This window comes from Paenarthrobacter sp. NPDC056912, assembly GCF_042786555.1.
Lineage (GTDB): Bacteria > Actinomycetota > Actinomycetes > Actinomycetales > Micrococcaceae > Arthrobacter.
In genome coordinates this window covers 223,489-246,376 of sequence record NZ_JBHUCD010000004.1, presented here as the reverse complement: position 1 = coordinate 246,376, position 22,888 = coordinate 223,489, and the positions used below count along the sequence as shown (strand labels likewise).

General features: G+C 62.6%; 26 protein-coding genes. 4 read left to right on the top strand and 22 right to left on the bottom strand.

The annotated features are described in order from the left end of the window. Positions 1–3 precede the first annotated feature (3 nt). From rplT to infC, 3 genes are all read right to left on the bottom strand, one after another. Positions 4–678: a 50S ribosomal protein L20 gene (rplT, locus tag ACFRJ9_RS06590; RefSeq protein WP_377665670.1), complete on the bottom strand. Its 675-nt coding sequence runs from the start codon at positions 676–678 to the stop codon at positions 4–6. Between the two features lie 119 nt (positions 679–797). Further along, entirely contained in the window at positions 798–992 is a 195-nt protein-coding gene (rpmI, locus tag ACFRJ9_RS06585; protein WP_059387794.1) for a 50S ribosomal protein L35, read from the bottom strand. Positions 993–1,109: 117 nt separating this feature from the next. After that, positions 1,110–2,135, bottom strand: a complete 1,026-nt coding sequence (gene infC, locus ACFRJ9_RS06580; protein ID WP_377665668.1) for a translation initiation factor IF-3 — start codon at positions 2,133–2,135, stop codon at positions 1,110–1,112. 365 nt (positions 2,136–2,500) lie between these two features. Here infC and ACFRJ9_RS06575 point away from each other — a divergent pair, with 365 nt between their 5' ends. After that, a complete protein-coding gene (locus ACFRJ9_RS06575; RefSeq protein WP_377665666.1) occupies positions 2,501–2,899 on the top strand; it encodes a DUF1844 domain-containing protein in 399 nt (132 codons plus the stop codon). An 85-nt stretch (positions 2,900–2,984) separates the two neighbouring features. Here ACFRJ9_RS06575 and ACFRJ9_RS06570 read toward each other — a convergent pair whose 3' ends face one another. The 8 genes from ACFRJ9_RS06570 to ACFRJ9_RS06535 form a co-directional block, all read right to left on the bottom strand. Further along, positions 2,985–4,289 carry an MFS transporter gene (locus ACFRJ9_RS06570; protein WP_377665664.1) on the bottom strand — a complete coding sequence of 435 codons (1,305 nt, stop codon included), beginning with the start codon at positions 4,287–4,289 and terminating at the stop codon, positions 2,985–2,987. A 52-nt stretch (positions 4,290–4,341) separates the two neighbouring features. Next, the gene (locus ACFRJ9_RS06565) at positions 4,342–5,259 is read right to left on the bottom strand and encodes an SseB family protein (protein ID WP_377665662.1); all 918 of its coding nucleotides are present in this window, start codon (positions 5,257–5,259) and stop codon (positions 4,342–4,344) included. Beyond that, positions 5,259–6,002, bottom strand: coding sequence for a bifunctional 1-(5-phosphoribosyl)-5-((5-phosphoribosylamino)methylideneamino)imidazole-4-carboxamide isomerase/phosphoribosylanthranilate isomerase PriA (gene priA / locus ACFRJ9_RS06560; RefSeq protein ID WP_377665660.1), 744 nt, complete (start codon positions 6,000–6,002; stop codon positions 5,259–5,261). Before priA ends, ACFRJ9_RS06565 begins: the two co-directional genes overlap by 1 nt. A 33-nt stretch (positions 6,003–6,035) precedes the next feature. After that, a complete protein-coding gene (locus tag ACFRJ9_RS06555) occupies positions 6,036–6,194 on the bottom strand; it encodes a hypothetical protein (protein WP_200846897.1) in 159 nt (52 codons plus the stop codon). Further along, complete coding sequence (gene hisH, locus ACFRJ9_RS06550; protein ID WP_377665658.1) at positions 6,195–6,956, bottom strand: imidazole glycerol phosphate synthase subunit HisH; 762 nt, start codon at positions 6,954–6,956, stop codon at positions 6,195–6,197. Beyond that, complete coding sequence (gene hisB, locus ACFRJ9_RS06545) at positions 6,953–7,579, bottom strand: imidazoleglycerol-phosphate dehydratase HisB (RefSeq protein WP_377665656.1); 627 nt, start codon at positions 7,577–7,579, stop codon at positions 6,953–6,955. Before hisB ends, hisH begins: the two co-directional genes overlap by 4 nt. A gap of 45 nt (positions 7,580–7,624) precedes the next feature. Then, positions 7,625–8,743: a histidinol-phosphate transaminase gene (locus ACFRJ9_RS06540; protein ID WP_377665654.1), complete on the bottom strand. Its 1,119-nt coding sequence runs from the start codon at positions 8,741–8,743 to the stop codon at positions 7,625–7,627. A 67-nt stretch (positions 8,744–8,810) separates the two neighbouring features. Next, complete coding sequence (locus tag ACFRJ9_RS06535; protein WP_377665652.1) at positions 8,811–9,164, bottom strand: LysM peptidoglycan-binding domain-containing protein; 354 nt, start codon at positions 9,162–9,164, stop codon at positions 8,811–8,813. Between the two features lie 355 nt (positions 9,165–9,519). Here ACFRJ9_RS06535 and lexA point away from each other — a divergent pair, with 355 nt between their 5' ends. Then, a complete protein-coding gene (lexA, locus tag ACFRJ9_RS06530) occupies positions 9,520–10,266 on the top strand; it encodes a transcriptional repressor LexA (RefSeq protein WP_377665650.1) in 747 nt (248 codons plus the stop codon). On the opposite strand, the gene ACFRJ9_RS06525 is transcribed toward lexA, so the two are convergent. Together ACFRJ9_RS06525 and hflX are read right to left on the bottom strand one after the other, a co-directional pair. Then, positions 10,263–12,323: an ATP-dependent DNA helicase gene (locus tag ACFRJ9_RS06525; RefSeq protein ID WP_377665648.1), complete on the bottom strand. Its 2,061-nt coding sequence runs from the start codon at positions 12,321–12,323 to the stop codon at positions 10,263–10,265. The genes lexA and ACFRJ9_RS06525 overlap by 4 nt on opposite strands. Continuing rightward, positions 12,316–13,878, bottom strand: coding sequence for a GTPase HflX (hflX, locus tag ACFRJ9_RS06520; RefSeq protein ID WP_377665646.1), 1,563 nt, complete (start codon positions 13,876–13,878; stop codon positions 12,316–12,318). The genes ACFRJ9_RS06525 and hflX overlap by 8 nt, the downstream gene beginning before the upstream one ends. 514 nt (positions 13,879–14,392) lie before the next feature. On the opposite strand from hflX, the gene ACFRJ9_RS06515 reads away from it, so the two are divergent. Then, complete coding sequence (locus ACFRJ9_RS06515; protein WP_377665644.1) at positions 14,393–15,007, top strand: class I SAM-dependent methyltransferase; 615 nt, start codon at positions 14,393–14,395, stop codon at positions 15,005–15,007. Here ACFRJ9_RS06515 and dapF read toward each other — a convergent pair. From dapF to ACFRJ9_RS06485, 6 genes are all read right to left on the bottom strand, one after another. Then, positions 14,988–15,956 (bottom strand): diaminopimelate epimerase, encoded by a 969-nt coding sequence (gene dapF / locus ACFRJ9_RS06510; protein ID WP_377665642.1) that lies wholly within the window; start codon positions 15,954–15,956, stop codon positions 14,988–14,990. The two genes, ACFRJ9_RS06515 and dapF, sit on opposite strands and share 20 nt — an antisense overlap. Before the next feature lie 47 nt (positions 15,957–16,003). Beyond that, positions 16,004–16,915: a tRNA (adenosine(37)-N6)-dimethylallyltransferase MiaA gene (miaA, locus tag ACFRJ9_RS06505; RefSeq protein ID WP_377665640.1), complete on the bottom strand. Its 912-nt coding sequence runs from the start codon at positions 16,913–16,915 to the stop codon at positions 16,004–16,006. Between the two features lie 19 nt (positions 16,916–16,934). Then, positions 16,935–18,464, bottom strand: coding sequence for a tRNA (N6-isopentenyl adenosine(37)-C2)-methylthiotransferase MiaB (gene miaB / locus ACFRJ9_RS06500; protein ID WP_377665638.1), 1,530 nt, complete (start codon positions 18,462–18,464; stop codon positions 16,935–16,937). After that, on the bottom strand, positions 18,464–19,006 hold the full coding sequence (locus tag ACFRJ9_RS06495; protein ID WP_377665635.1) for a regulatory protein RecX: 543 nt from the start codon (positions 19,004–19,006) through the stop codon (positions 18,464–18,466). Before ACFRJ9_RS06495 ends, miaB begins: the two co-directional genes overlap by 1 nt. After that, on the bottom strand, positions 18,996–20,036 hold the full coding sequence (gene recA / locus ACFRJ9_RS06490; RefSeq protein ID WP_090822488.1) for a recombinase RecA: 1,041 nt from the start codon (positions 20,034–20,036) through the stop codon (positions 18,996–18,998). The genes ACFRJ9_RS06495 and recA overlap by 11 nt, the downstream gene beginning before the upstream one ends. Positions 20,037–20,295: 259 nt before the next feature. Beyond that, positions 20,296–20,493, bottom strand: a complete 198-nt coding sequence (locus tag ACFRJ9_RS06485; RefSeq protein ID WP_377665754.1) for a DUF3046 domain-containing protein — start codon at positions 20,491–20,493, stop codon at positions 20,296–20,298. Positions 20,494–20,561: 68 nt separating this feature from the next. On the opposite strand from ACFRJ9_RS06485, the gene ACFRJ9_RS06480 reads away from it, so the two are divergent. Beyond that, the gene (locus ACFRJ9_RS06480) at positions 20,562–21,110 is read left to right on the top strand and encodes a MarR family winged helix-turn-helix transcriptional regulator (protein ID WP_377665632.1); all 549 of its coding nucleotides are present in this window, start codon (positions 20,562–20,564) and stop codon (positions 21,108–21,110) included. Positions 21,111–21,214: 104 nt separating this feature from the next. On the opposite strand, the gene ACFRJ9_RS06475 is transcribed toward ACFRJ9_RS06480, so the two are convergent. The 3 genes from ACFRJ9_RS06475 to pgsA all read right to left on the bottom strand — a co-directional run bounded on the left by ACFRJ9_RS06475 (position 21,215) and on the right by pgsA (position 22,880). Continuing rightward, positions 21,215–21,649, bottom strand: a complete 435-nt coding sequence (locus tag ACFRJ9_RS06475; protein ID WP_377665630.1) for a helix-turn-helix domain-containing protein — start codon at positions 21,647–21,649, stop codon at positions 21,215–21,217. Positions 21,650–21,786: 137 nt separating this feature from the next. Next, the gene (locus ACFRJ9_RS06470; protein ID WP_377665628.1) at positions 21,787–22,281 is read right to left on the bottom strand and encodes a CinA family protein; all 495 of its coding nucleotides are present in this window, start codon (positions 22,279–22,281) and stop codon (positions 21,787–21,789) included. Then, entirely contained in the window at positions 22,278–22,880 is a 603-nt protein-coding gene (gene pgsA, locus ACFRJ9_RS06465; protein WP_377665625.1) for a CDP-diacylglycerol--glycerol-3-phosphate 3-phosphatidyltransferase, read from the bottom strand. Before pgsA ends, ACFRJ9_RS06470 begins: the two co-directional genes overlap by 4 nt. Between the last annotated feature and the right edge of the window lie 8 nt (positions 22,881–22,888).

The window sequence follows — 22,888 nt, the reverse complement described above, 5'->3', positions numbered from 1 at the left end:
CGACTAGTTCTTGATCTGCTGGCGGGCTTCGCCGCCGGCCGGCTCAAAGCCAGCAGCCTTTGCAGCTTCAACGGTGGAGAACCAGTATTCAGCAGCAGTGGCGTCGTACCAGGTGGAGCCCGGTACGTGGTACTTCTTGGACTCGGCGTTGCCCTTGATGGCGTGGCCTTCCGGAGCTTCGTCGCCGTCGGCTGCAATTGCGCCGTCGATGGCAGGCTTTTCGGAAACGACAGCCTTGACAGCCGTAGCGGCAGCGGCGGCCGGAGCAACCTTTGCAGCCTTGGGAGCAGCTTCAGCCTTGGCGGCCGGAGCGGAAGTGTCGGCCGGGAGCGCAGCCTTGGCAATGTTCACCAGGGCAGCGAAAGCGTTGGCGTCAGAAACGGCCAGCTCTGCCAGCATGCGGCGGTCAACCTCGACCTCAGCGGCCTTGAGGCCCTGGATCAGGCGGTTGTAGGTAAGGCCGTTGGCGCGGGATGCAGCGTTGATACGCTGGATCCAAAGGCGACGGAAGTCGCCCTTCTTCTTGCGGCGGTCACCGTAGCTGTACACAAACGAGTGCAGCAGCTGCTCTTTGGCCTTGCGGTACAGGCGCGAACGCTGACCGCGGTAACCCTTGGCGCGTTCGAGGATAACCCGGCGCTTCTTGTGGGCGTTTACCGCCCGCTTCACACGTGCCACGTGCGTACTCCTTCAGAAATCTTTATCCCAAGCTGCTACTGCCGGAAATCCGGCCGGCCTGAGAAGGCTTTTGGTGTAGTCGGTCCCTGCCGGATGGCAGCAACCAAAGAACTTGGAACTTAGACGCCGAGCATCTTCTTGATGACCTTGGCATCGCCCTTGAAGACGATCTTGTCGCCGGCAAGGCGACGGGTCAGCGTGGAGGACTTGTGCTCCAGGTAGTGGCGGCGGTTGGCCTGCTGACGCTTCAGCTTGCCGGTACCGGTCAGCTTGAAGCGCTTCTTAGCACCACTGTGGGTCTTCATCTTCGGCATGGGAACCGATCTCCTTACGTATCCACGGACGAATCCGCGATTCTTTCGTGCAGCCGGCCTACAAGGGCCGGCATGCTGGTTGCTTGCCGGTGGAGGCCAGGCCTCCGCGGCGTTGAACTAGTTGGTCTTGCGTGATGCAGGCTTCGGCGCGGCTTTCGGGGCCGCGGGCCGGGCTGCCGGCTTCGGAGCCGCCGGCTTTGCGACGGGCTTCGGAGCAGAAGGCACTGCGGGCTTCGGAGGCGCTGCGGCTGCAGGCTTCGGGGCCACGGGTGCAGTCTTGGCCACAGGAGCCTTGGCAACTGCCGGAGCTTCCTTCGCCACGGGCGTTTCTTCAACAACCGGAGCTTCTTCGATGACAGCCGGTGCTTCTTCAACAACAGGAGCTTCTTCAACTACCGCTGCTTCTTCAACTACCGCTGCTTCTTCAACAACCGGAGCTTCTTCGGCTACGGGCGCTTCCTCTGCAACCGGTGCCTCTGCCTCGGGAGCCTCTGCAGCGTCTTGCTTGGGCTCTTCTTCGCCAGCCAGGAAACCGGCCGGGAGAAGATCAGCCAGGCTCTGCGTCAACGGAGCTTGTTCACCACTGGTGTCCACGCGTCCTGCTGCCTTGGCCTCGTTCTCGGCCTTGGCTTCGGCGCGCTGGGCTGCCCGGCGGGCTTCGGCTTTCGCTTCAGCCTTGTTCTTCAACGGCCCAATCACCATGACCATGTTGCGGCCATCGATGCGCGGGCTGGACTCGATAACGCCTACCTCGGCAACGTCTTCAGCGAAGCGCTGCAGCAGGCGGATACCCATCTCGGGACGCTGCTGTTCGCGGCCGCGGAACTGGATCATGGCCTTGACCTTGTCACCGGCGCCGAGGAAGCGAAGCGCGTGTCCGCGCTTGGTTTCGTAATCGTGCTTGTCGATCTTGAGGCGGAAGCGGATTTCCTTCAGAACCGTGTTCGTCTGGTTCTTGCGGGCCTCGCGAGCCTTGACAGCGGCTTCGTACTTGTACTTGCCGAAGTCCATCAACTTGCAAACAGGGGGCTTAGCCTGCGGGGCAACTTCAACGAGATCGAGATCGGATTCGGCAGCAAGACGCAAGGCGTCCTCGATGCGGACAATTCCTACCTGTTCGCCGGCAGGGCCGACCAGCCGCACCTCGGGGACCCGGATACGCTCATTGATTCTTGGCTCGCTAATGTTAAAGCTCCTGTGGTTGTGGTGAATTTCACCGGCAAATAGAGAAGGCCTCCAATTGCTGGCGCAATCGAAGGCCTCGAAGATCGGTTGCTCCTCCCAAGGGGAAGAACGCACTGCCGGTGGCTGCGCCACCCTCAGTGTCCGACCAGGTACCCGGCAACCTCTTGTCCCGAAAGGGAAACGGCTGACGCGGGTGGGAGAGATCTCCGCTTGCAAACTGAAAGTCAATCCTACAGAAACAACCCGCCAAGTGCACATTGCACACGGCGGGAGCATTGAATGCGAATAACGACTTCCAGTCGGTCTGTGACAAGCTTACCAGTATGAGCACTGAAGACAGCAATTCCCGCAACGCCTATGGCGAAGACGCCGCCCCCGCCGCTGACGCCGGGGTGTCCCAGCAGATCCGCGACATCGCGGAGGTCCCGGCCGTAGAAGTCATCACCACCGGCGCCGTTCACCTCATGAGTGCTGCAGCCGTTAAGGTCGGCCTTGCTGACGACCCCAATGCGGAAGACCTCAAGGACCTTGACGAAGCCCGCAAGCTGATCACCGCCCTGGCGGGTCTGGTCACCGCTGCCGCACCGGAAATCGGCTCGCAGCACGCCGGCCCGTTGCGCGATGGGCTGCGTTCCCTCCAGTTGGCCTTCCGCGAGGCATCGCTCCTGCCGGACGCTCCAGGCAAGGGTCCGGGCGAAAAGTTCACCGGCCCGGTGAACTAGCAAATAACTGCCCAAGAACGAACGACGGCGGTCCGACCCCCATGTGGTCGGGCCGCCGTCGTTGTCTTCCGGGTTTGGAGAGGCCTCAGACGCGCGCCGCGCGCCTGCGTGTAGCCATCAGGACCAGCCCCGCAAGGCAAAGCACGACGCCAGCAGAGCCGACTGCGGCAAAACCTCCGGAAGGCCCTACGGTGTCGATGAAGACACCCGCAAGAGGCGCGCCCAACGCGACGCCCGCCGTCAACGCGGATCCGTACCATCCCATGGCTTCGCCGCGTCGCTCCTCTTCCACGAGGTCGGCCACTTTCTCCGAGGACGCGGACAACACCGGGGCGCACAGGAGGCCCGGGAGGAGCGAGAGGAAGGCCAACGTCCAAGTGTCCTGTGCGAATCCCATGGGAATCGTCAACGCTGCCATGCCCAACAGCAACAGCATGGGCGAGATGGAACGCTTCATGGCGCCGTAGATCAGGCCGCCTACAACGGACGCTGCGCACCAGAAGAAGAACACGATGCCGATTTGGTTCTGGTGACCTCCCCGCTCCAGGAGCCCCACAATGCTCACGTCCGAGCCACTGAGCACCATACCGGCTCCTGCGGCCACGGCGAACAGAGCTGCCACCGAGACTGTAAACCAGGTGAAATTCCGGGCGACCCGGTTTCTGAGGGCTGAGGTCCGGGAGGTTGCGGACGTCATCTCCGACGCCGCCTCCTGCACGTGGGCCGGAGCAGAAGCGACCATGGCGGCTTCAGCGGCCGCCAGGTCCGCGGCAGCCCGTTCAGCCGATTCCTGCGGCGTGCAGTTTTCCGCGCTCCTGGTGGGCGGGTTGAACCACATCAGGAACAGCCCGGCAACAGAAACCGATATCCCCACTGCGGTGAGTCCCACAGCGGAGAAGCCGCTGGTGGCCACGATGGCTCCAACAGCCGGGCCGATCATGAAGACGAGCTCCGTGGCGATCGAATCGAGGGCGAACGCGGAACGCCGCTGCTCCCCCTCCACCATTACTCCCAGCGATTGGCGGACCACGCTGAAAATGGGCAGCGTGAAGAGGCCGCCCACAAAGACCAGGGGCAAAAGCCAGGCGTACGGCACATGCGGAACGATCGACCAGATCACGGTTTCGGACACAACAGAAGGGATCAAGGCCTTCCTGAGGCCCACCATGTCCACACGTCGGCCACGCCAAGGAGCCCCAAGCGCAATGCCGATTGTCATGACGGCGGCCGCGGCACCCGCAGCAGCGTAGCCCTCCCCCAGCGTCAGGACGATGTGCAACGTCAGGAGCACACCGGCCGCCGAATGGGGAATTCGGGCGATCATGCCCACCACCAACAGGCGCCGGACAGGGCGGATGGACAGCATCTCATTATAGAGAGCGAAATTCACTGGCAAAATCCTCTTGTTCCCCCGGGGCAGCCCCGGGGAACGGGTACTGCCGTTAGTGCAGCCCAGGCTCCTGCGCCGCACGCTGCAGTTTTACTTCTATGGAATCAACGCCCTCGGCAAAGGAATCCATCCGCGCCCACGCATCGTTCAATTGGGCAACGAGCGTTTGCACAGCCACGGCGTCGAGTCCATCTTCGAGGAAGAGGACGACGCGCAGCTCCGGACCCGATCCGCCCCCGGGCACCGTCCGGCCGTCGGCCGTCAGGGACGCGACACCGGCACCGGGTTGCGTCTCGAGGCGGCGGACCGTCCGATAGGCCGAAACCGTGGAAGCGAGAGCTGCCTCCAGTTGATCATCAAGGTATGACGGCGTCCAGTCCCGTTGCTGGGCCAGGGCCCACATGGCTGGACGCCGGACGACGAACGTGAAGTTGGAGCCAGGATCCAGGACCAAAAGCTGCGCACCCTCCGACACCGCCGAAAGTGCCGCACGGGCGGCGTAAACAGCCACTGGACGGGCTTCGGAATGCCACGCTTCGAGGGCAGCCGCCGAGGTGAACACAGGCATGGCCGTACGGCCATCGGGGGCCTTGAGTGTGACCAAAGCCATATCCGCTTGTTTGTCCGCGTGCAGCCCGTTTACACCCCCTGCTTCCTCGGCAAGCTGGGCAACCACCGGCACGAAGACCCTCGCTGTGGCGAGTGACGCGACGACGTCGGCCTCACTTCCGGCCCCGTCCACCAGCGCGGCAATAGCCGCAACGTAGCCGGCGTCGGCCGTGCCGTCGTCGTCCTCGAAGTTGTGGATCTTGGAGTCAGCGCCGCTTAGGCTGCGCCCCGCCCATGGCTGACCGGCGGAGTCGGTGGCTCCCCCGGCCCCGGCCAACGCGGCAGCGATGTGGCCAGGCAGTTCGCGTCGGGCAGCGTTGTGGTGGTGGCCCACGTCGTCGCCGTGCTCGTGATGGGGCATCAGCGGCGGCCGGCTACGTCCAAGGCCTCGGGCAAGGTGAACGCACCGGCATAGAGCGCCTTGCCCACAATCGCACCTTCCACTCCGAGCGGTACGAGTTCACGCAGTACGCGAAGGTCCTCCAGGCTGGAGATTCCGCCCGAAGCCACTACAGGTTTGCCGGTCTTCTCCACCATCTGACGCAGGAGCTCCACATTGGGGCCCTGCAACGTTCCGTCCTTGGTGACGTCCGTGACGACGTAGCGCGCGCAACCGGCGTCCTCAAGGCGGGCCAGAACTTCCCAAAGGTCGCCGCCCTCCTTGGTCCAGCCACGGCCGGCGAGCGTCGTCCCGCGGACATCGAGGCCGACGGCGATTTTGTCGCCGAAGCGGTCAATGGCCCGGCGGGTCCAGTCAGGGTTCTCCAAAGCTGCCGTGCCGAGGTTTACCCGGGCAACGCCCAGGTCCAGTGCACGTTCCAACGACTCGTCGTCCCGCAATCCGCCGGACAACTCCACCTTGACGTTGAGTTGGGAAACTACCTCGCTGATGAGGTCGGCGTTGTTTCCGCGGCCAAACGCAGCATCGAGGTCCACCATGTGAACCCATTCAGCACCGGCGTTCTGCCAGTTCAAGGCTGCTTCAAGGGGCGTTCCGTAGCTGGTTTCCGAGCCTGCCTCACCTTGCAGGAGGCGGACCGCCTGGCCATCAACGATGTCAACGGCAGGCAGGAGTTCCAGAACGGTCTGGTCGGAGGAGGTCATGTTTGTCCTTGGAGTTCAGTGCGCTTACGGCGTTCAGTTGCCGGGAAGCGTCAGGAGGTAGGCGGCCAGCAGGGACATCCCTGCCAGCACATAGAAAGAGATGGAGACCCATCGCGGCTTTTTCTGCTGATGGAAAGAAATACCTCCGCCTACCAGCACACCGGCGAGGCCCATGAGGACAACGGACCACATTTAGACGGCACCGCTTTCGCCGGACGATTGCGATTCGGCAGCGGGGGTCCCGGGCTTACGCAAAGTGTCCACCCAGTTCCGCAGGAGCCGCGCTCCTGCGTCACCGGACTTCTCCGGGTGGAACTGCGTAGCGCAGAGCGGCCCGTTCTCGACGGCGGCAATAAAGCGTGCGCCGTGCTCCGACCAAGTCACCATGGGCGGGGCCATACGTGGCTGGACGACATCGAAGTTCCACTCCTGCACACCATAGGAGTGCACGAAATAGAAGCGTTCCTCCTCGACGCCAGCGAACAACTTGGAGCCTTCCGGCACGTCCACGGTGTTCCATCCCATGTGCGGGACAACCGGGGCAGGAAGCAGTTCCACTTTGCCCGGCCACTCGGCCATGCCCTCGGACTCCGTGCCGTGCTCCACGCCGGCCTCGAAAAGGACCTGCAGTCCAACGCAGATGGCCAGTACGGGACGACCCCCTGCAACCCGCCGTCCGATCATCCGGATGGCATCGACTGCTTTGAGTTCCCTCATGACGGTCTCGAACGCGCCAACCCCAGGTACTACCAGGCCGTCGGCGTTCAGCACGTCTTCAGGCTTGGAGCTCAGGACCACATGCGCACCGGCACGCTCCAATGCCCGGACGGCCGAGCGAACATTTCCCGAACCGTAGTCCAGGACCGTGACCGTGGGCATGCCTTCAGGCGACTCCGGCTTCACGGACGCAGTGGCGTCGGCCACTGCCCCCTTGTTCAGGATCTGGCCGCTCACAGGGCTCCCTTGGTGGACGGAATGCCTTCCACGCGTGGGTCGGACTCCACCGCTGAACGGAGCGCCCGCGCGAACGCCTTGAACTGCGCCTCCACTATGTGGTGCGGATCCCGGCCGGCAAGTACGTTCATGTGCAGGCAGATCCCGGCATGCAGGGTGATGGCCTCGAACACGTGGCGGGTCAATGAACCTGTGAAGTGTCCACCGATGAGGTGGTACTCCTGGCCGGCGGGCTCGCCACCGTGCACCAGGTAGGGACGTCCGGATACGTCCACGACGGCGTGCGCGAGGGCCTCATCCAACGGGACCGTTGCTTCGCCGAAGCGACGGATACCGGCCTTGTTGCCCAAGGCGGTACGCAGTACCTCACCAAATGTGATGGCGACGTCTTCCACGGTGTGGTGAGCATCGATGTGGGTATCACCGGTGGCTTTGACGGTCATGTCAATCAGCGAGTGCTTGCACAGGGCAGTCAGCATGTGGTCGTAGAACGGCACCGACGTGCTGATGTCGGAGACACCAGTACCGTCCAGGTTGATCTCGACCAGGACCGAAGATTCGCTGGTGGTGCGCTCCATGCGCGCGGTGCGGGCAGCGGACGGCGTGGCGCCGGTTTCGCTCATTGGGACGTCCTTATACACGGAGGGTGGGTGGGTCTATAGACAAGTTTAGGCGGGCTGCGACGCCGGGCCGTCCAGAAGCGACTCCAGCGCCTCAAGGAAAGCCGTGGTCTCCGGCTCAGTGCCGGCGGTAACGCGGAGGTGGCCCGGAATACCGACATCACGGATCAGCACCCCGGCGTCCAACAGGCCTTGCCAGATGGCGTGCGGGTTCTCAAGGCCGCCGAAGAAGACGTAATTGGAGTCCGAGGCCGCCGGCTTCAGTCCCATCCGGAGAAGTTCGCTGACGATGCGGTCGCGTTGTACCTTGATGTCCTCCACGTCAGCCATCAATGCTGCCCGGTGGCTGAGCGCCGCGAGTGCGGTTGCCTGGGTGACAGCAGAAAGGTGGTAGGGCAGGCGCACCAGCCTGATGGCGTCCGTCACCTCGGGAGCAGCGGCCATATAACCCAACCGTGCGCCGGCCAGCGCGAACGCCTTGCTCATGGTGCGTGAGACGATCAAGCGCTCCCGTCCGGGGAGCAAGGTCAAAGCGCTGGGCGTGTTGTCGTGCGCAAACTCGTGGTAGGCCTCGTCCACAATCACAATCGCCTGGCTGGCCTCACCGGCCGCGTAGACCGCCTCCACCACATCCAGGCCCAGGCCCGTACCCGTGGGGTTATTGGGCGAACAGAGAAACACGATATTGGCCCCGGTTTCGCGGACCTGCGCAGCGGCCGATTCAGCATCCAGCCCGTAGTTGTCAGCTCGAACGCCCCGGACATATTCGGTGTCCGTACCGCTGGCAAGCAAGGGGTACATCGAATACGTAGGAGGGAAGCCGAGCGCTTTGCGTCCCGGACCACCGAAAGCCTGGAGGATTTGCTGGAGGACCTCGTTGGAGCCGTTTGCGGCCCAGATGTTGTCAGGGGTCAGCCCGTGGCCGAGGTACTCAGCCAAGGCTTGGCGAAGCTCGGTGAATTCGCGGTCGGGGTACCGGTTCAGCCCGGTAGCGGCGGCGGCGACTGCCTCAGTAATGGCGGCTTGGACATCAGCCGGAACGCCATGAGTGTTCTCGTTGACGTTGAGCAGAATGGGGACATCAAGCTGCGGTGCGCCGTAGGGGCTCAGTCCACGCAGGTTGGTCCGGAGGGGAAGTCGGTCAAGTCGCTCAAGCTGGTCACTCACCAAGATAGTTTAAGGGGCCGCTGCTACTGCCGACTAACTATGACGCGGGGCAACCGGATTCCGGGCCCTAGTTGGCGGGAACGAACAACTGCTGACCGGGCTGGATACGGCCGCCGCGGAGATCGTTCAACTGGATGATCTCTGCAATGACGTCGCGAGGATCCCGTTCAGGTGCCGCTGCACCTGCGATGCCCCACAGGGACTGACCGGCCTGGACTGTCACTGTCACCGCGACAGGGGGCCGGAGCTGGGCTTGGGTATCCGAAGCCTTGGCCGGCGAAGTGACGAACCCGGCAAAGGTCAACAGTGCGGCAACCAGCAGCATTGCCGGGATGCCAAAGAATACGATCCGTCCCCGTCGCGTGAGGCGCAGGGGCGCCGGCGTGGTGCGGAAGTCATCAAGCCTGGTGATTGCGGACATGAGCTGAGCCCTTCTGAGCGATTGCCTGCACCGGACTGCCCGGCACGTGGCTGCCAATTCTTGTGTTCCCTTCAACAGCACCGGGCGTTCGAACGTTTTCTTCGAAAATCCGGTCTCTGCGTTAGGTTTATAGAACACATATTCGAACCTTGCTATGACATTTTTAGCACTTATCAACGAACGGTGTCGAGACTCGCTAGAACAAATGTTTGATAAACGCCTGTGCCTGCCCTACGTTTGAGTGAAGAAACAGGCACTGTTTCAGTGGAACAGGAGGGTCTGACATTTTTCAGACCCAGCATCCCCGGACACTCTTTTGAGCGTGCGGGGGCGGAACGGAAAGGCATTGGCGAACATGGCAGCGAAAGCCACAGGCGGCGGGGCACCCCTGCGGAGCCAACAGCCTCCAAAGAGTCCCAAGGGTTTGACTGTCAGGCAGAAGAAGATCCTGGAGACCATCCAGCGGTCGGTCAATGACAACGGATATCCGCCGAGCATGCGCGAAATCGGCGACACCGTGGGGCTCGCCAGTTTGTCCAGCGTCACGCACCAGCTGTCCCAACTGGAGAAGCTGGGTTACCTGCGCCGCGACCCCAAACGTCCCCGTGCCATGGAAGTCCTTATGCCCCTGACCCTCGATGGCGGTGGAACCGCGCCCGGAGTGGAGGCGCCTGCCACTTTGCGAAGCGCAGGTCGGCTTTCCTTCACAGACCTGGCCAGCGCCAGCGATACCGCAATGGTCCCGTTAGTTGGCCGCATCGCCGCGGGTGGCCCCATCCTCGCCGAGCAAACCGTGGAAGATGTCCTGCCTTTGCCGCGTCAGCTGGTGGGCCACGGTGAGTTGTTCATGCTGAAGGTCGCCGGCGACTCGATGATCGATGCTGCCATTTGCGACGGCGACTGGGTGGTTGTGCGGCGTCAGAATGATGCCATCAACGGGGACATCGTCGCCGCGTTGCTGGATGACGAAGCCACAGTGAAGACCTTCCGCCAACGCGACGGTCACACGTGGCTGCTGCCCCAGAACACCCAGTACGAACCGATCCTCGGCGACCAAGCCACCATTTTGGGCAAGGTCGTCTCGGTACTGCGTTCCCTCTAGGCTTTCTTTTTCGAACCCAGACGCTCCAGGACTCCCCGGACAACCGCTTTGTCGGTCGTCGCCCAGAATGGCGGCAGGGCGGCCCGCAGGAACCCTCCGTACCGCTCCGTGGAGAGTCGGGAGTCCAGCACCGCCACAACCCCTTTGTCGCCTGTAGAGCGGATAAGGCGCCCTGCTCCCTGCGCCAAGCGAATGGCGGCGTGGGTTGCGGACACAGCCATGAATCCATTGCCACCGGATTGAGCGACGGCCCGGGAGCGGGCGGTCATCAGGGGGTCGTCGGGTCGCGGGAACGGTATGCGGTCGATGACCACGAGGCGGCAGGAAACTCCGGGAACGTCCACACCTTGCCAGAGGGACATCGTTCCGAACAGGCAGGTATCTGGTTCGTCCGCGAATTGCTTCACCAGGGCCGCCATGGTGGATTCACCTTGGCAAAGGATGTCCACGTCCAGCCGGAGCCGCATGGCATCGGCGGCTTCCTCGGCCGCCCGCCGTGACGAAAACAGGCACAGCGCTCCCCCACCGGACGCCCTGATGAGGTCTTCAAGTTCGTCCAGCGCTTCCAAGGAAGTCCCACGGCCCGGTTTGGGCAAGTGTTTCGCCACGTACAGCACCCCCTGTTTGGGGTAGTCAAAAGGCGAGCCAACATCGATTCCGGTCCAGCTTGGCGCGCCGTCGCCAATCAGCCCAAGGCCGCCCGCTGCCGGTTCAAAGGCTGAACCTATGGCGAGGGTCGCCGAAGTGAGGACTACAGTGTGTCCGGCAAACAGGCCTTCGCGCAGCCTTCCCGCAACACTGAGCGGGGCGATGTTGATAAGTGCCGGGCTTGTCTCGTCAGGCTGCGAGTAGCCTTGCTGGGGGTCGAAGGTGCTGTTTCGCGAGAACCAGACCACTTCCCGGTTCTCCTTGGCGGCGAGCATCCGCTCACACAATTCCAGGATGAGCATGAGGCGGGACCGCGCGAGCTGCCTGCCGCCGTCCACCGCGTTTGAAGAGTCCGTCTTCGAATCGGAGAGTGCCGCGCGCGTAGCGTCCCGCAACTGGTCCAGGCAATCGAGCTGTTCGTCGTTGAGCCCACTGGGCAACAACCCATTGGGCACGCCGGCTATGGCCATATCCAAGCGCTCGGCCGCAGCGTTGAGAGCATCGACGGTAATGGCGGTGTGCTTGCGTGCGCTTGAGGCCGCGGCGTGGACCATGGCTACCGACAATTGACCTGATACGGCGCCTGTCACCCGGTCCTGGAGCTCGTGGGCCTCGTCAACCACCACGACGTCGTATTCGGGCAGCACGGCCAGCCCTTCAAAGGCGCTGACGGCCAGCATTGCATGGTTGGTGACGACGACGTCCGCTTCCGCCGCCCGGGACCGTGCCAGCTCGCTGAAGCAATCCTCGGCCACGGGGCATTTCTGCGCACCGAGGCACTCCATGGAGGTCACCGATACCTGCCGCCATGCCCTGTCAGTAACGCCGGGCATGAGTTCGTCGCGGTCTCCAGTGGCAGTCTTTTCTGCCCATTCCCGGAGCCGCACCACTTCCTTGCCAAGTTGCGACGACGGTCCGCCCATGGACGCGGCGAAGTGTGGAACGCTGGTGTCCTCACCGAGGGAGAACAGCTGCCCTTCCGACGGTTCTTCGCTGGGGAAGCCGCCCTCAAGTTTTTGACGGCAGACGTAGTTGGCCCGGCCTTTGACGAGAGCCACTGACACGGGCCGTTCAAGGGCAGGGTTGATGGTCTCCAGCAGGCGCGGAAGATCGCGGCCAACAATCTGGGTCTGCAATGCCAAGGTGGCGGTGGACACGAGCGTCGGTTTATTGCTGTCCATCGAATGCGCGATCAACGGAATCAGGTATGCCAACGACTTACCTGTCCCCGTTCCCGCTTGGACCAGCAGGTGCTCCCCGGTATCGATGGCCCGGGTTACATGCTTGGCCATTTCGTGCTGGCCGGCACGGCTTTGACCGCCCATCCCGGCAACAGCCCGGTCCAACAACTCAAGGGTGAACTTTTCCCCCACCGACTCGACGACGTCCGCCGCCACCTTCTCAACCATTGCTGACGAATGACTCCAGTTCGGCGGCCAGTCCTTCACGGACCATCGCCACGACGCGGGTCCCGTTCTCCTGGTGGTCCAGGCTCAAGATTTCCGAGTCGGAGCTATGCAGCTTGTTGATCATTTCGCCACGGTCGTAAGGAATCAGCAGCTCAAGGCGCACCCCCGGCCGGGGTATGGACTGGCTGATGTCTTCCAGGAGTTCCGCGATTCCCTGTCCGGTGCGGGTGGAAACCACCGCGTGGCGGGGCTCCTTCTGCTTCAGGCGTTCGACGACGAACGGATCCGCCACGTCCACCTTGTTCAGGACAATGATCTCGGGAACCTTACGCGCATCCACCTCCGTGAAGACGGACCGCACGGCCGCGATCTGCCCCTCCGGGTCCGGGTGCGAAGCATCCACGACGTGCAGGATGAGGTCCGCGTCCGCTACTTCCTCCAACGTAGACCGGAAGGCCTCGATCAGTTGGGTGGGCAGGGAACGGACGAACCCGACAGTGTCAGCAAGCGTGTAGCCGATGCCATCTGGAGTCTGCGCCTTGCGAACCGTGGGGTCCAACGTGGCGAACAGCGCGTTCTCCACAAGTACACCGGCGTCCGTAAGGCGGTTCAACAGTGACGACTTTCCAGCGTTGGTATACCCGGCGATAGCAACAGAAGGTACAGAATTACGACGGCGGTTGGCACGTTTGGTCTCACGCGCCGGCTTCATCGCGGCGATTTCACGACGAAGCTTCGCCATGCGGGTACGGATGCGCCTGCGATCGAGTTCGATCTTGGTTTCACCCGGGCCACGCGAACCCATTCCGGCACCGGCACCACCCACCTGTCCACCAGCCTGGCGGGACATTGAGTCACCCCAACCACGCAGACGCGGGAGCAGGTACTCGAGCTGCGCAAGTTCAACCTGGGCCTTGCCTTCACGGCTCTTGGCGTGCTGGGCAAAGATGTCCAGGATCAGCGTGGTGCGGTCCACAACCTTGACCTTCACGATGTCTTCAAGGCCGCGGCGCTGCGATGGTGCAAGCTCCGTGTCCACCACCACGGTGTCGGCACCGGTGGCGGCAACGATGTCCTTGAGTTCCTGCGCCTTGCCCGATCCCAGGAAGGTACCGGGGTCCGGCTTCATGCGCCGCTGCACCAAGCCATCGAGTACTTCCGACCCTGCGGTCTCAGCCAGGGCTGCCAGTTCGCGGAGCGAGTTCTCGGCGTCGGCCAGGGTCCCCTCGGTCCACAATCCCGCCAAAACTACGCGTTCGAGGCGCAACTGCCGGTATTCAACCTCAGTGACATCCTCGAGTTCCGTGGACAGTCCTGCGGTACGGCGAAGCGCACGGCGTTCGGCCAGGTCTTCCTGGTCGCCGTCGTAAATGCTGTGTTCCTGGTCAAGCGTGGAGATCGCTTGGGCCTTGCCGAACACGCCGCTGGCATCATTGTCATCGGATGCTTGGACAGGTACATCCTTGGAAAGAATCCGGTCGATGACGGCCTGGATTTGTTCAGGACTCATGTCCTGGGCGTCGGAATCGGATCCGGAGTGCTTCTGGGTGGTCATGGTCTCCTTAGACTGTTCGGCTATTCCAGAATAGTGCTGTTTGCTGTTCGATGGGGCGCTATTCGCGCTGGGCTGACGGGCTTGGGCCAAAGAGGCCTCCTGTGTGGTGAACGCCATTGTCCCGTGGGAGCTCTGGCTGCTGTGATCGAGCGGGTTGGATCCGCGGGAAGGTCCTGGCCAGCAGGAGAGCGCACTGCCACTACGCCTTGCGTACCGCAAGAATGGCGGTCCACAAACGATGCGTGGGTGAGTGTGATCTTCAGAGCGTCCGTCTCCAAAGGGAGTCAATGGACTATGCCGGATGGACCTGCCAGCGGAAAGGCCATGGGCGGGGCAATAGAGCCGAGCCGGGCCTGCATCGCGGGCGGTGCCGTGTAGCGCCTATGCTTCAGGCGGGTTTCGGCCGATTACTCGAAGATCAAGAACATGCACTCCACGTTAGCACCCGGTGTCAAACCGCCCTTGCGAGCTGACAGTTTCCCAAGGCGCCGATAGCCAACTAATCTGGCAAATTATGGAGTCTGCACACTATTTCAGCGCCCAACCGGCCGGACCGTTCACCCGCAAGCCCCTCACAGTGGAACTCGCCGGAGCTCCGCGCCACTTGCAGACTTCCTCGGGAATCTTCAGTCCGGACGGCGTGGACAAGGGAACAGCCGTTCTTTTCGCAGACGTCCCGCCGCCTTCGCCGAGGGGCAACCTCCTGGATATCGGCTGCGGCTGGGGTCCCATCGCCCTGACCCTGGGACTGATGGCGCCCCACGCGCAGGTCCACGCCGTTGACGTCAACGAACGTTGCATCACACTGACGAACGAGAATGCGGAGTCGCTTGGCTTGACCAACGTCAAGGCCAGCCTTCCGCACGAGGTGGACCCCGCCGTCGAATTCGACACCATCTGGTCCAACCCGCCCATCCGCATCGGCAAGGACGAACTTCATTCGCTGTTGCTGACCTGGCTGCCTCGCCTTGCCCCAGGCGGAAACGCCTGGTTGGTGGTTCAGAAGAACCTGGGCTCGGACTCGCTCCAGCGCTGGCTGGCCTCTGAATTGGACGGTACTTTCACGGTCTCCCGTGAAAGTACGTCCAAGTCCTTCAGGATCCTACGGGTCAGGAAAGCGTCCCAGTAGCAACGATGACTGCGGGCCCGCTAAGCTCCACGTGCTCGCGGCCGCCGGCCCCCGGGAAGAATTTAACACCCACGACGCCGCCCGGTACGTTGACGTGCCAATCGTTCGGGGCGGTGCTGCCCGCCCAGTGGCGGATGGCGACGGCGGCGGCACAAGCCCCGGTGCCGCACGACTGGGTCTCCCCCACTCCTCGCTCATGGACACGCATGGTGATGGTTCCCACACCGTCTTCGACCAGCGGCTCTGCGGGGACAACGAATTCCACATTGGTACCGTTGGCGGGTTTGGGATCAACCACCGGAGCCTTGAACAACTGTGTGGCCGAAAGCTCGCTGAGCTCAGCAAGCGCCACCACGGTGTGCGGGTTGCCCATGCTCACGGAAAGACCGGGCCGGGCCACCTCCAGGCCGTCGGCGCTGACCAGTGCGTCCATGGCTTTGCTGGTGGCTTCTTGCGGGAAGATGAACTCCCACGGGCCCATGTCCACTGCGTAGGCGTTGGCTGTACGGACGATCTTCTTGATGCCACCGCGGGTACCAATGGTGAGGGTTTGGCCCGGGCCGAGGTCCACGAGGCCCTGTGCGATGAGGAAATGTACAAAGACGCGGACACCGTTTCCGCACATTTCGGACAACGAGCCATCGCCGTTGCGATAGTCCATGAACCACTCCGCGGAGGGGTCCTGCTCCAGCACATCACGGCCTTCTGGAAGGAACCGGGACGGCACTGCCCGGATGAGGCCATCTCCGCCTATCCCCACATGGCGGTCACACAACTGAACCACCTGTTCAGGCGTGATCTCGTGGGCGTCGCCGGGGTCAGCGATGAGGACGAAGTCGTTGCCTGTTCCATGGCCCTTGGAGAACTCCAGACCTGCAAGGCTGGCAGCGGGCACGGGGGCTCCGGCAGCTGATGGCTGCTGGGCGGGAACTGCGGCGGTTTCATCCATGGAACTAGGCTACCTGTCACGGATGTTTGGTCAGAAATTGCTGCGGCCTAGGCCAAGGCCAACGCTTTGGCCACGAGATCGGGGTCGCGCCAGTCAAGCCAACCGATACGGGGGTCGGCCCGGAACCAGGTCAGCTGGCGACGCGCGAACTGCCTGGTGGCAACTATGGTTTCCTCAGCAGCAGCAGCCACCTGGCTTTCGCCGTCCAGGACCTTCAGGAATTGGGCGTACCCCAGGGCGCGGGAGGCTGTTTTGCCGCGCCTCAACCCTTGGCCATCCAACCGCTCGACCTCTCCGAGCAGGTCGTCGCCCACCATGCGATGAACACGAACTGCCAGGCGTTCCCTCAGCTCTTCCCGGTCCACGGACAGGCCTATTTGCACGGCCGGTTGGAAGTACTCGCGTTGCGGCATGAAAGAACTGAACGGACGGCCGGTGAGCCCATGCACCTCAAGGGCACGGATCACGCGGCGGGCATCGCCAACACGGGCGGCAGAAACAGGATCGACGAGCTCAAGGCGGGCGCGCAGCAGTGCAAGGCCGTGGGCTTCGCACTCATCCTCGAGGCGCTTCCGGAGTACAGGATCAGTGCCTGGGAATTCCAGGACATCAAGGGCCGCCCGCAAGTAGAGCCCTGAACCGCCCACGAGGATGGCGCGTTTGCCCCGCGAGTGAACGTCACCGATGACGGCCCGGCATTCCTCCTGGAAGTCCGCCACGCTGGCCTCCTGCGTGACGTCCATGGTGTCCAGAAGGTGGTGTGGGACACCCCTGCGCTCATCGACGCTGATTTTGGCTGTTCCAATATCCATGCCGCGATAGAACTGCATGGCGTCAGCGTTAATGACCTCGCCATCCAGCGCCAGCGCCAGATTTACACCGAGATCGGACTTGCCGGAGCCCGTGGGACCCACGACGGCAATGACAGGAGGGGTTGCTTCACCAGGAGGAAACGGCATGTGGTGGGTACGTGCCTTGCTATGCGCGACGAACCGGCAACGACGGCATGCCCAAAGACACACCGGCCTTGCCCGAACCGCCGCCGGGCGAAGGGACGCCACAGGAATCGGCCTGCGAACGGTCCCAGGCATCGCCAGCCATGGACCGCCGGAGAGTGTAATCTGCAGCACTGGCGGGATCGGCGACTAGGTGGAATGCGGCGGCCTCGGTGATGGTTACAGTCACGAAATCACCGGGACGGGGGGACTCGGCTCCGGCCGGAACAGAGAAGTGCACCAGTCTCTGGTCCTTTGATCGGCCGGACAAACGGTGGGTCTCGTCAGCCTTGCGTCCGGACTGGGCAGTGACAAGTACCTCAACCTTGCGTCCCAGCTGCCTCGCGTTCTCCTCCGCGGCGATGCGGTCCTGGAGCGCAGTCAGCCTTTCATAGCGTTCCTGCACCACAGACTTGGGCAGTTGCTCCGGCAATTCAGCGGCCGGTGTACCGGGCCGTTTGGAGTACTGGAACGTGAATGCCGAAGCGAAGCGCGACTTCTCCACGACGTCCAGGGTTGCTTGGAAGTCTTCCTCGGTCTCGCCAGGGAACCCAACAATAATGTCAGTGGTGATCGCCGCACCCGGGATACGTTCCCGTACCTTGTCGAGGATTCCGAGGAATCTGCTGGACCGGTAGGAACGACGCATGTCCTTGAGGACTTTGTCCGAGCCTGATTGGAGAGGCATGTGCAGCTGGGGCATCACGTTGGGTGTCTCCGCCATGGCATCAATGACGTCGTCGGTGAAAGCTGCGGGGTGCGGGCTCGTGAAACGGACCCGCTCAAGGCCTTTGATCTCTCCGCAGGCCCTCAGGAGCTTGGAGAAGGCCTGCCGGTCACCAAACTCCACACCGTATGAGTTCACGTTCTGCCCCAGCAGGGTGACTTCCACTGCTCCGTCATCAACGAGTGCCTGGATTTCCGCCAGGATTTCCCCCGGCCGGCGGTCCTTCTCCTTGCCGCGAAGCGAAGGCACGATGCAGAAGGTACACGTGTTGTTGCAGCCCACGGAAATCGAAACCCAGCCGGAATAGACCGAGTCCCTCTTGGTGGGCAGCGTTGACGGGAAGACATCCAACGACTCGAGAATTTCGAGTTGTGCCTCGTTGTTGTGCCGGGCCCGTTTCAGCAAGGCAGGGAGGGCCCCCACATTGTGCGTTCCGAACACGGCGTCAACCCACGGCGCCTTCTTCACAATGGTTTCGCGGTCCTTTTGGGCAAGGCAACCACCAACGGCAATCTGCATGCCGGGGTTGGCTTCTTTGACCTGCCGCAACTGACCCAGGTTTCCGTAGAGCTTGTTGTCTGCATTCTCCCTGACGGCGCAGGTGTTGAAAACCACGACGTCGGCCACGTCGCCTTCAGCAGGCACATAGCCGGCATCCTCGAGCAGACCCGCCATGCGTTCTGAATCATGGACGTTCATCTGGCAGCCAAAAGTCCGGACCTGGTAGGTCCTGGGCTCAGCCGAGGTGGTGGTATCTGCTGCAGGGGAAGGAATGGTCAAACTCACTACTCAAGGGTACCGGCTTCTGCCAGCACCTCACCGACAATCCGGAACGCCACTGAGGGGGAATAGCCCTTGCGTGCCAGCATGGACGCCAACCGGCGCGTGTATTTGTCCCGCTCCCCGCGATCCGACAAATCCACTCCGGGCCTCAGCTTGCGTTGGACGAGTTCCCGCGCAGCCAATTCTTCGTCCTGGTCACTGAGCTGGGACAGCGCTTCCTCGGCTGCATCCGGCTCGATGCCCTTTTCCGTCAGTTCCCGACGGAGCGCGCCTTTGGCGAGCTTCTTGGTCTGCGAACGGCTGCGGACCCACATCATGGCGAACTCGGCGTCGTCGATCAGCTGGACGTCTTCAAAGCGATCCAGGACCGCTTCGGCAACATCCTGGGGAACGTTGCGCTCAGCGAGCTTGCGGGAGAGCTGCAGCCGGCTCCGTGGCGCCATCGTCAACTGTCTGAGGACGATGGCACGCGCAACGGATTCGGGATCAGGCTCGGGATCGGCGGATACGGACGAATCCGGATCCGGCCCCTTCCTAGCCGTCAACGGCCTTCAGCTTCGGGGAGTCCTCCTCAGGCTTGACACCCACGCCGAGCTTTTCCTTGATGAGGCGCTCAAGCTCTTGGGCCAGCTCAGGGTTATCCCTGAGGAATCGCCGCGAATTCTCCATGCCCTGGCCCAGTTGGTCGCCGTCATAGGTGAACCACGAACCGGACTTCTTGATGATGCCGTGCTCGACACCCATGTCAATGATGCCGCCCTCACGGGAAATCCCTTGACCGTAGATGATGTCAAATTCGGCGATCTTGAAGGGCGGAGCCATCTTGTTCTTGACGATCTTGGCCTTGGTACGGTTACCGACGGAATCGGCACCTTCCTTCAAGGTCTGGATACGGCGGACGTCAATACGTACGGAAGCGTAGAACTTCAGCGCCTTGCCACCAGTGGTGGTTTCCGGCGATCCGAAGAAGACGCCGATCTTTTCACGCAGCTGGTTGATGAAAATGGCTGTGGTTTTCGTCTGGCTCAAGCGACCTGTGATCTTACGCAGCGCCTGGCTCATGAGTCGTGCCTGGAGACCAACGTGCGAATCACCCATCTCGCCTTCGATTTCAGCGCGCGGAACCAACGCTGCAACCGAGTCAATCACCACGATGTCCAGCGAGCCGGAGCCCACCAGCATGTCCATGATCTCAAGGGCCTGTTCACCGGTATCCGGCTGCGAGACCAAGAGAGCGTCCGTGTCCACGCCCAGCTTCGCGGCATAGTCCGGGTCAAGGGCGTGCTCGGCGTCAATAAAGGCCGCAATGCCGCCGGCGCGCTGGGCATTGGCAACAGCATGCAGGGCAACGGTGGTCTTACCCGAGGACTCCGGGCCGTAGATTTCCACGACACGGCCGCGGGGAAGCCCGCCAATGCCAAGGGCGACGTCCAACGCAATGGAGCCCGTGGGAATGACCTCGATGGGCGCGCGGGTGTCATCACCCAGACGCATGATGGAGCCTTTGCCGAACTGCTTGTCGATCTGGGCAAGCGCTGCTTCAAGCGCCTTTTCACGATCCGGGGTTGCCGCCATGGTTCACACCTCTGATGCTTTCTCGCTGTGGAGTGGCCCGAAGGGCCGCTTTCCTGTCATGTCAGACGCTATTACGGCGCCCTGACATTTTTTGAAGCCGGCTCCGGCTATGTGGATAACCGTGGCTGCCGGGATGCTCCGGAATGCGTCCTTCGGGATCAATTTTCCTCTGAAAGGAGCATATCCCCATCCGAACAGATATTCGAACAACGGCCCGGCGTGTCACCCCTGGAGCGCGGCAGAACCAGCTTGGCCCGGCTCAGTTGGCTGCGGGTTTGATATCCCTGCCCAACCGCCGTTCCGGAGGGACGTCCTGGACTTCGCACATGGCCAGCCAGACATCGCGGGGGGTGTGTCCGGCAGCCAAGGCTTCCACAGCCGTCCGGCCACCGACGCCTGCAAGGACCAGGGAGTTGGCCAGGACGCGGGAATAGCCTGCCCCGAATTCGTCGTCCATCAATCGCCAAAAGTCACTTGCCCTCACGCATAGAGTCTCTCATGGCCATGGACTCTAGAATGGTTGCCATGAGCAATCCTCTCCCCAGCACGCCATCTCCGGCCGTGTCCGGCGACGCCGTAGACGACGCCCTCCAGCAGGTGGAACACCAGCTGAGCCTGCTCTGGCGGCGTGCCCGCGCGATCTCCCACCAGTTGTCGCGCCAGGTCCACCCCGACATGGAACCGGCCGCCTACGGGCTGCTGACGGTCATCCGCAGGGAAGGACCCATCCGCTTGACGGAGCTTGCGTCGTGCATCGGAGTGGGCAAGCCATCGGTGAGCCGCCAGATCGCCTTCCTGGAGAACATTGGCTTGGTCTACAAGGAAGCGGATCCCCAGGACGGCAGGGCCCAGTCCATTCGTCTGACGGAGAAGGGCGAAGAGAAGATGCACCAGGTCCAGGATGCCCGCAGGCAGGTTTTCCGCGAACGCCTCGGTGAGTGGCCTTTGGAAGACGTTCAAACCCTTGCCGACTACATGGGCCGGCTCAATGCCGTATACGGTGACGGGCTGCTCAAGGATGTCACCATGAAGGAACCTGGCACGGCAGAGGCGGTCAAGCCCGCTGACATCTGAGCAACTCGGGCTGAACAAGCTCGAGCGAAGGTTCACCCGCATATGGAACGAAGAAAGGTCCCCGGCCTGAAGCCGGGGACCTTTCTCGTGGGTCGTGGTGTTGGTTACCGGGCCCCGGAGAGCATTCCCTGCGGGAAGTCATCCGTGAGGTCCAGATCGCGACCGTAGCGCTGCGAGAATTCCTGCGGAACGGTGTCCGGAACGGCCACACCTTCCGCTACTGCCACGCGGTCGCTGACTTCGCGGAGCATGTGGGACAACGGAACATCCAGGGCTGTGCAGATAGAGGACAGGAGCTCGGAAGAAGCCTCCTTCTGGCCGCGTTCAACTTCGCTCAAGTAGCCAAGTGACACGCGGGCGCTGTGCGAAACCTCGCGAAGGGTACGGCCCTGACGCTGGCGGACATCGCGCAGTACATCACCGATCTCGTGGCGTAGTACAACCATTTTGCGCTCCTTCTGTTCGCTCTGTGCCTGATCAGCCAAGCCCACATCCTTCCAGCGGACAACGCCGTTCACGGATACGGGCTGCATTACCATCTGTATCGCCTTGCTCCCTCGTTCATCCGGTTCGCTGGTGGGCGGACCGGGTTGGTTTCTACATCCTAGGCGCCCCGGCTCTTCCGAAGCGACACAATGACACAACTATTGGCAATGAGTTTTTGTTCCCGGCTACTTTACGAACGGTAACCAACCTCACTCAACGCAGCAAGCAGGCGCGCCAAAGCGGCCTCGCACGCTTGCTCGCGGATGGACTGCCGGTCCCCCGAAAAGCTGTATTCAAACGATTCGGCGCCAGCTTGGGTGGCTATGCCGATATAGACCGTTCCCACTGCTTTGCCATCGTGGGGCTCCGGACCAGCCACCCCGGTGGTGGAGACGCCGACGTCGGCACCGCAGGCATGCCGGGCGCCGTCGGCCATTGCTTCGGCGACTCCTCCGTCAACGGACCCGGAGGCGGCGAGCAGTGACTCTGACACGCCAAGGACGCTGGCTTTTACCGAGTTCTGATAGGCAACGACGCCGCCCTGCAGCATCCCTGAAGCTCCCGGCGTATTGGCCAGCGTTGCTGCCACCATCCCGGCGGTCAGCGACTCCGCCGTACCAACGGTGAGGTTCTTGCCGATGGCCAGGGAAACTGCCTGCGTCGCGGTTGCGGCGGCGGTACTCACCCGCGGCGTCCTGCGGCCCGCAGCCTAAGTGCTTGGATGACATATTCGACGCCGGTCCACAGTGTGATCGCCAGGGCCACCATCATCACCCAGAACGCGACGTCGCCCAGCCAGGGGGCAAGGGACTTAAGCGGCAACAGGTACAGGAAGATAGCCACGGTCTGGACTACCGTCTTCAGCTTGCCGCCGCGCGAGGCCGGCATGACCCCATACCTGATGACAAAGAACCGCAGGGCCGTAATGCCCCACTCACGCACCAGGATGAGGATTGTGACCCACCACGGCAATTCTCCCAGCACGGATAAAAGCACAAGGGCCGAACCGATGAGCAACTTGTCCGCGATGGGGTCGGCAATCTTACCGAAGTTGGTGATGAGCCCGCGCGCCCGGGCGATGTCGCCGTCGAGCTTGTCGGTGTAGATCGCCATGGCGAATGTCAGGACCGCGGCCCAACGCCAGATGCCGTGCCGCGAGTCGTCGGCGAGCAGGAACCAGATGAAGAACGGAACCAAAACGATGCGGAGCATCGTGAGGATGTTGGGCAGGTTCCAGACCTCGGAACTGCGGGAAGTGGCGTTGTCACCCTCGGCTGTAGTCACCCCTCTAG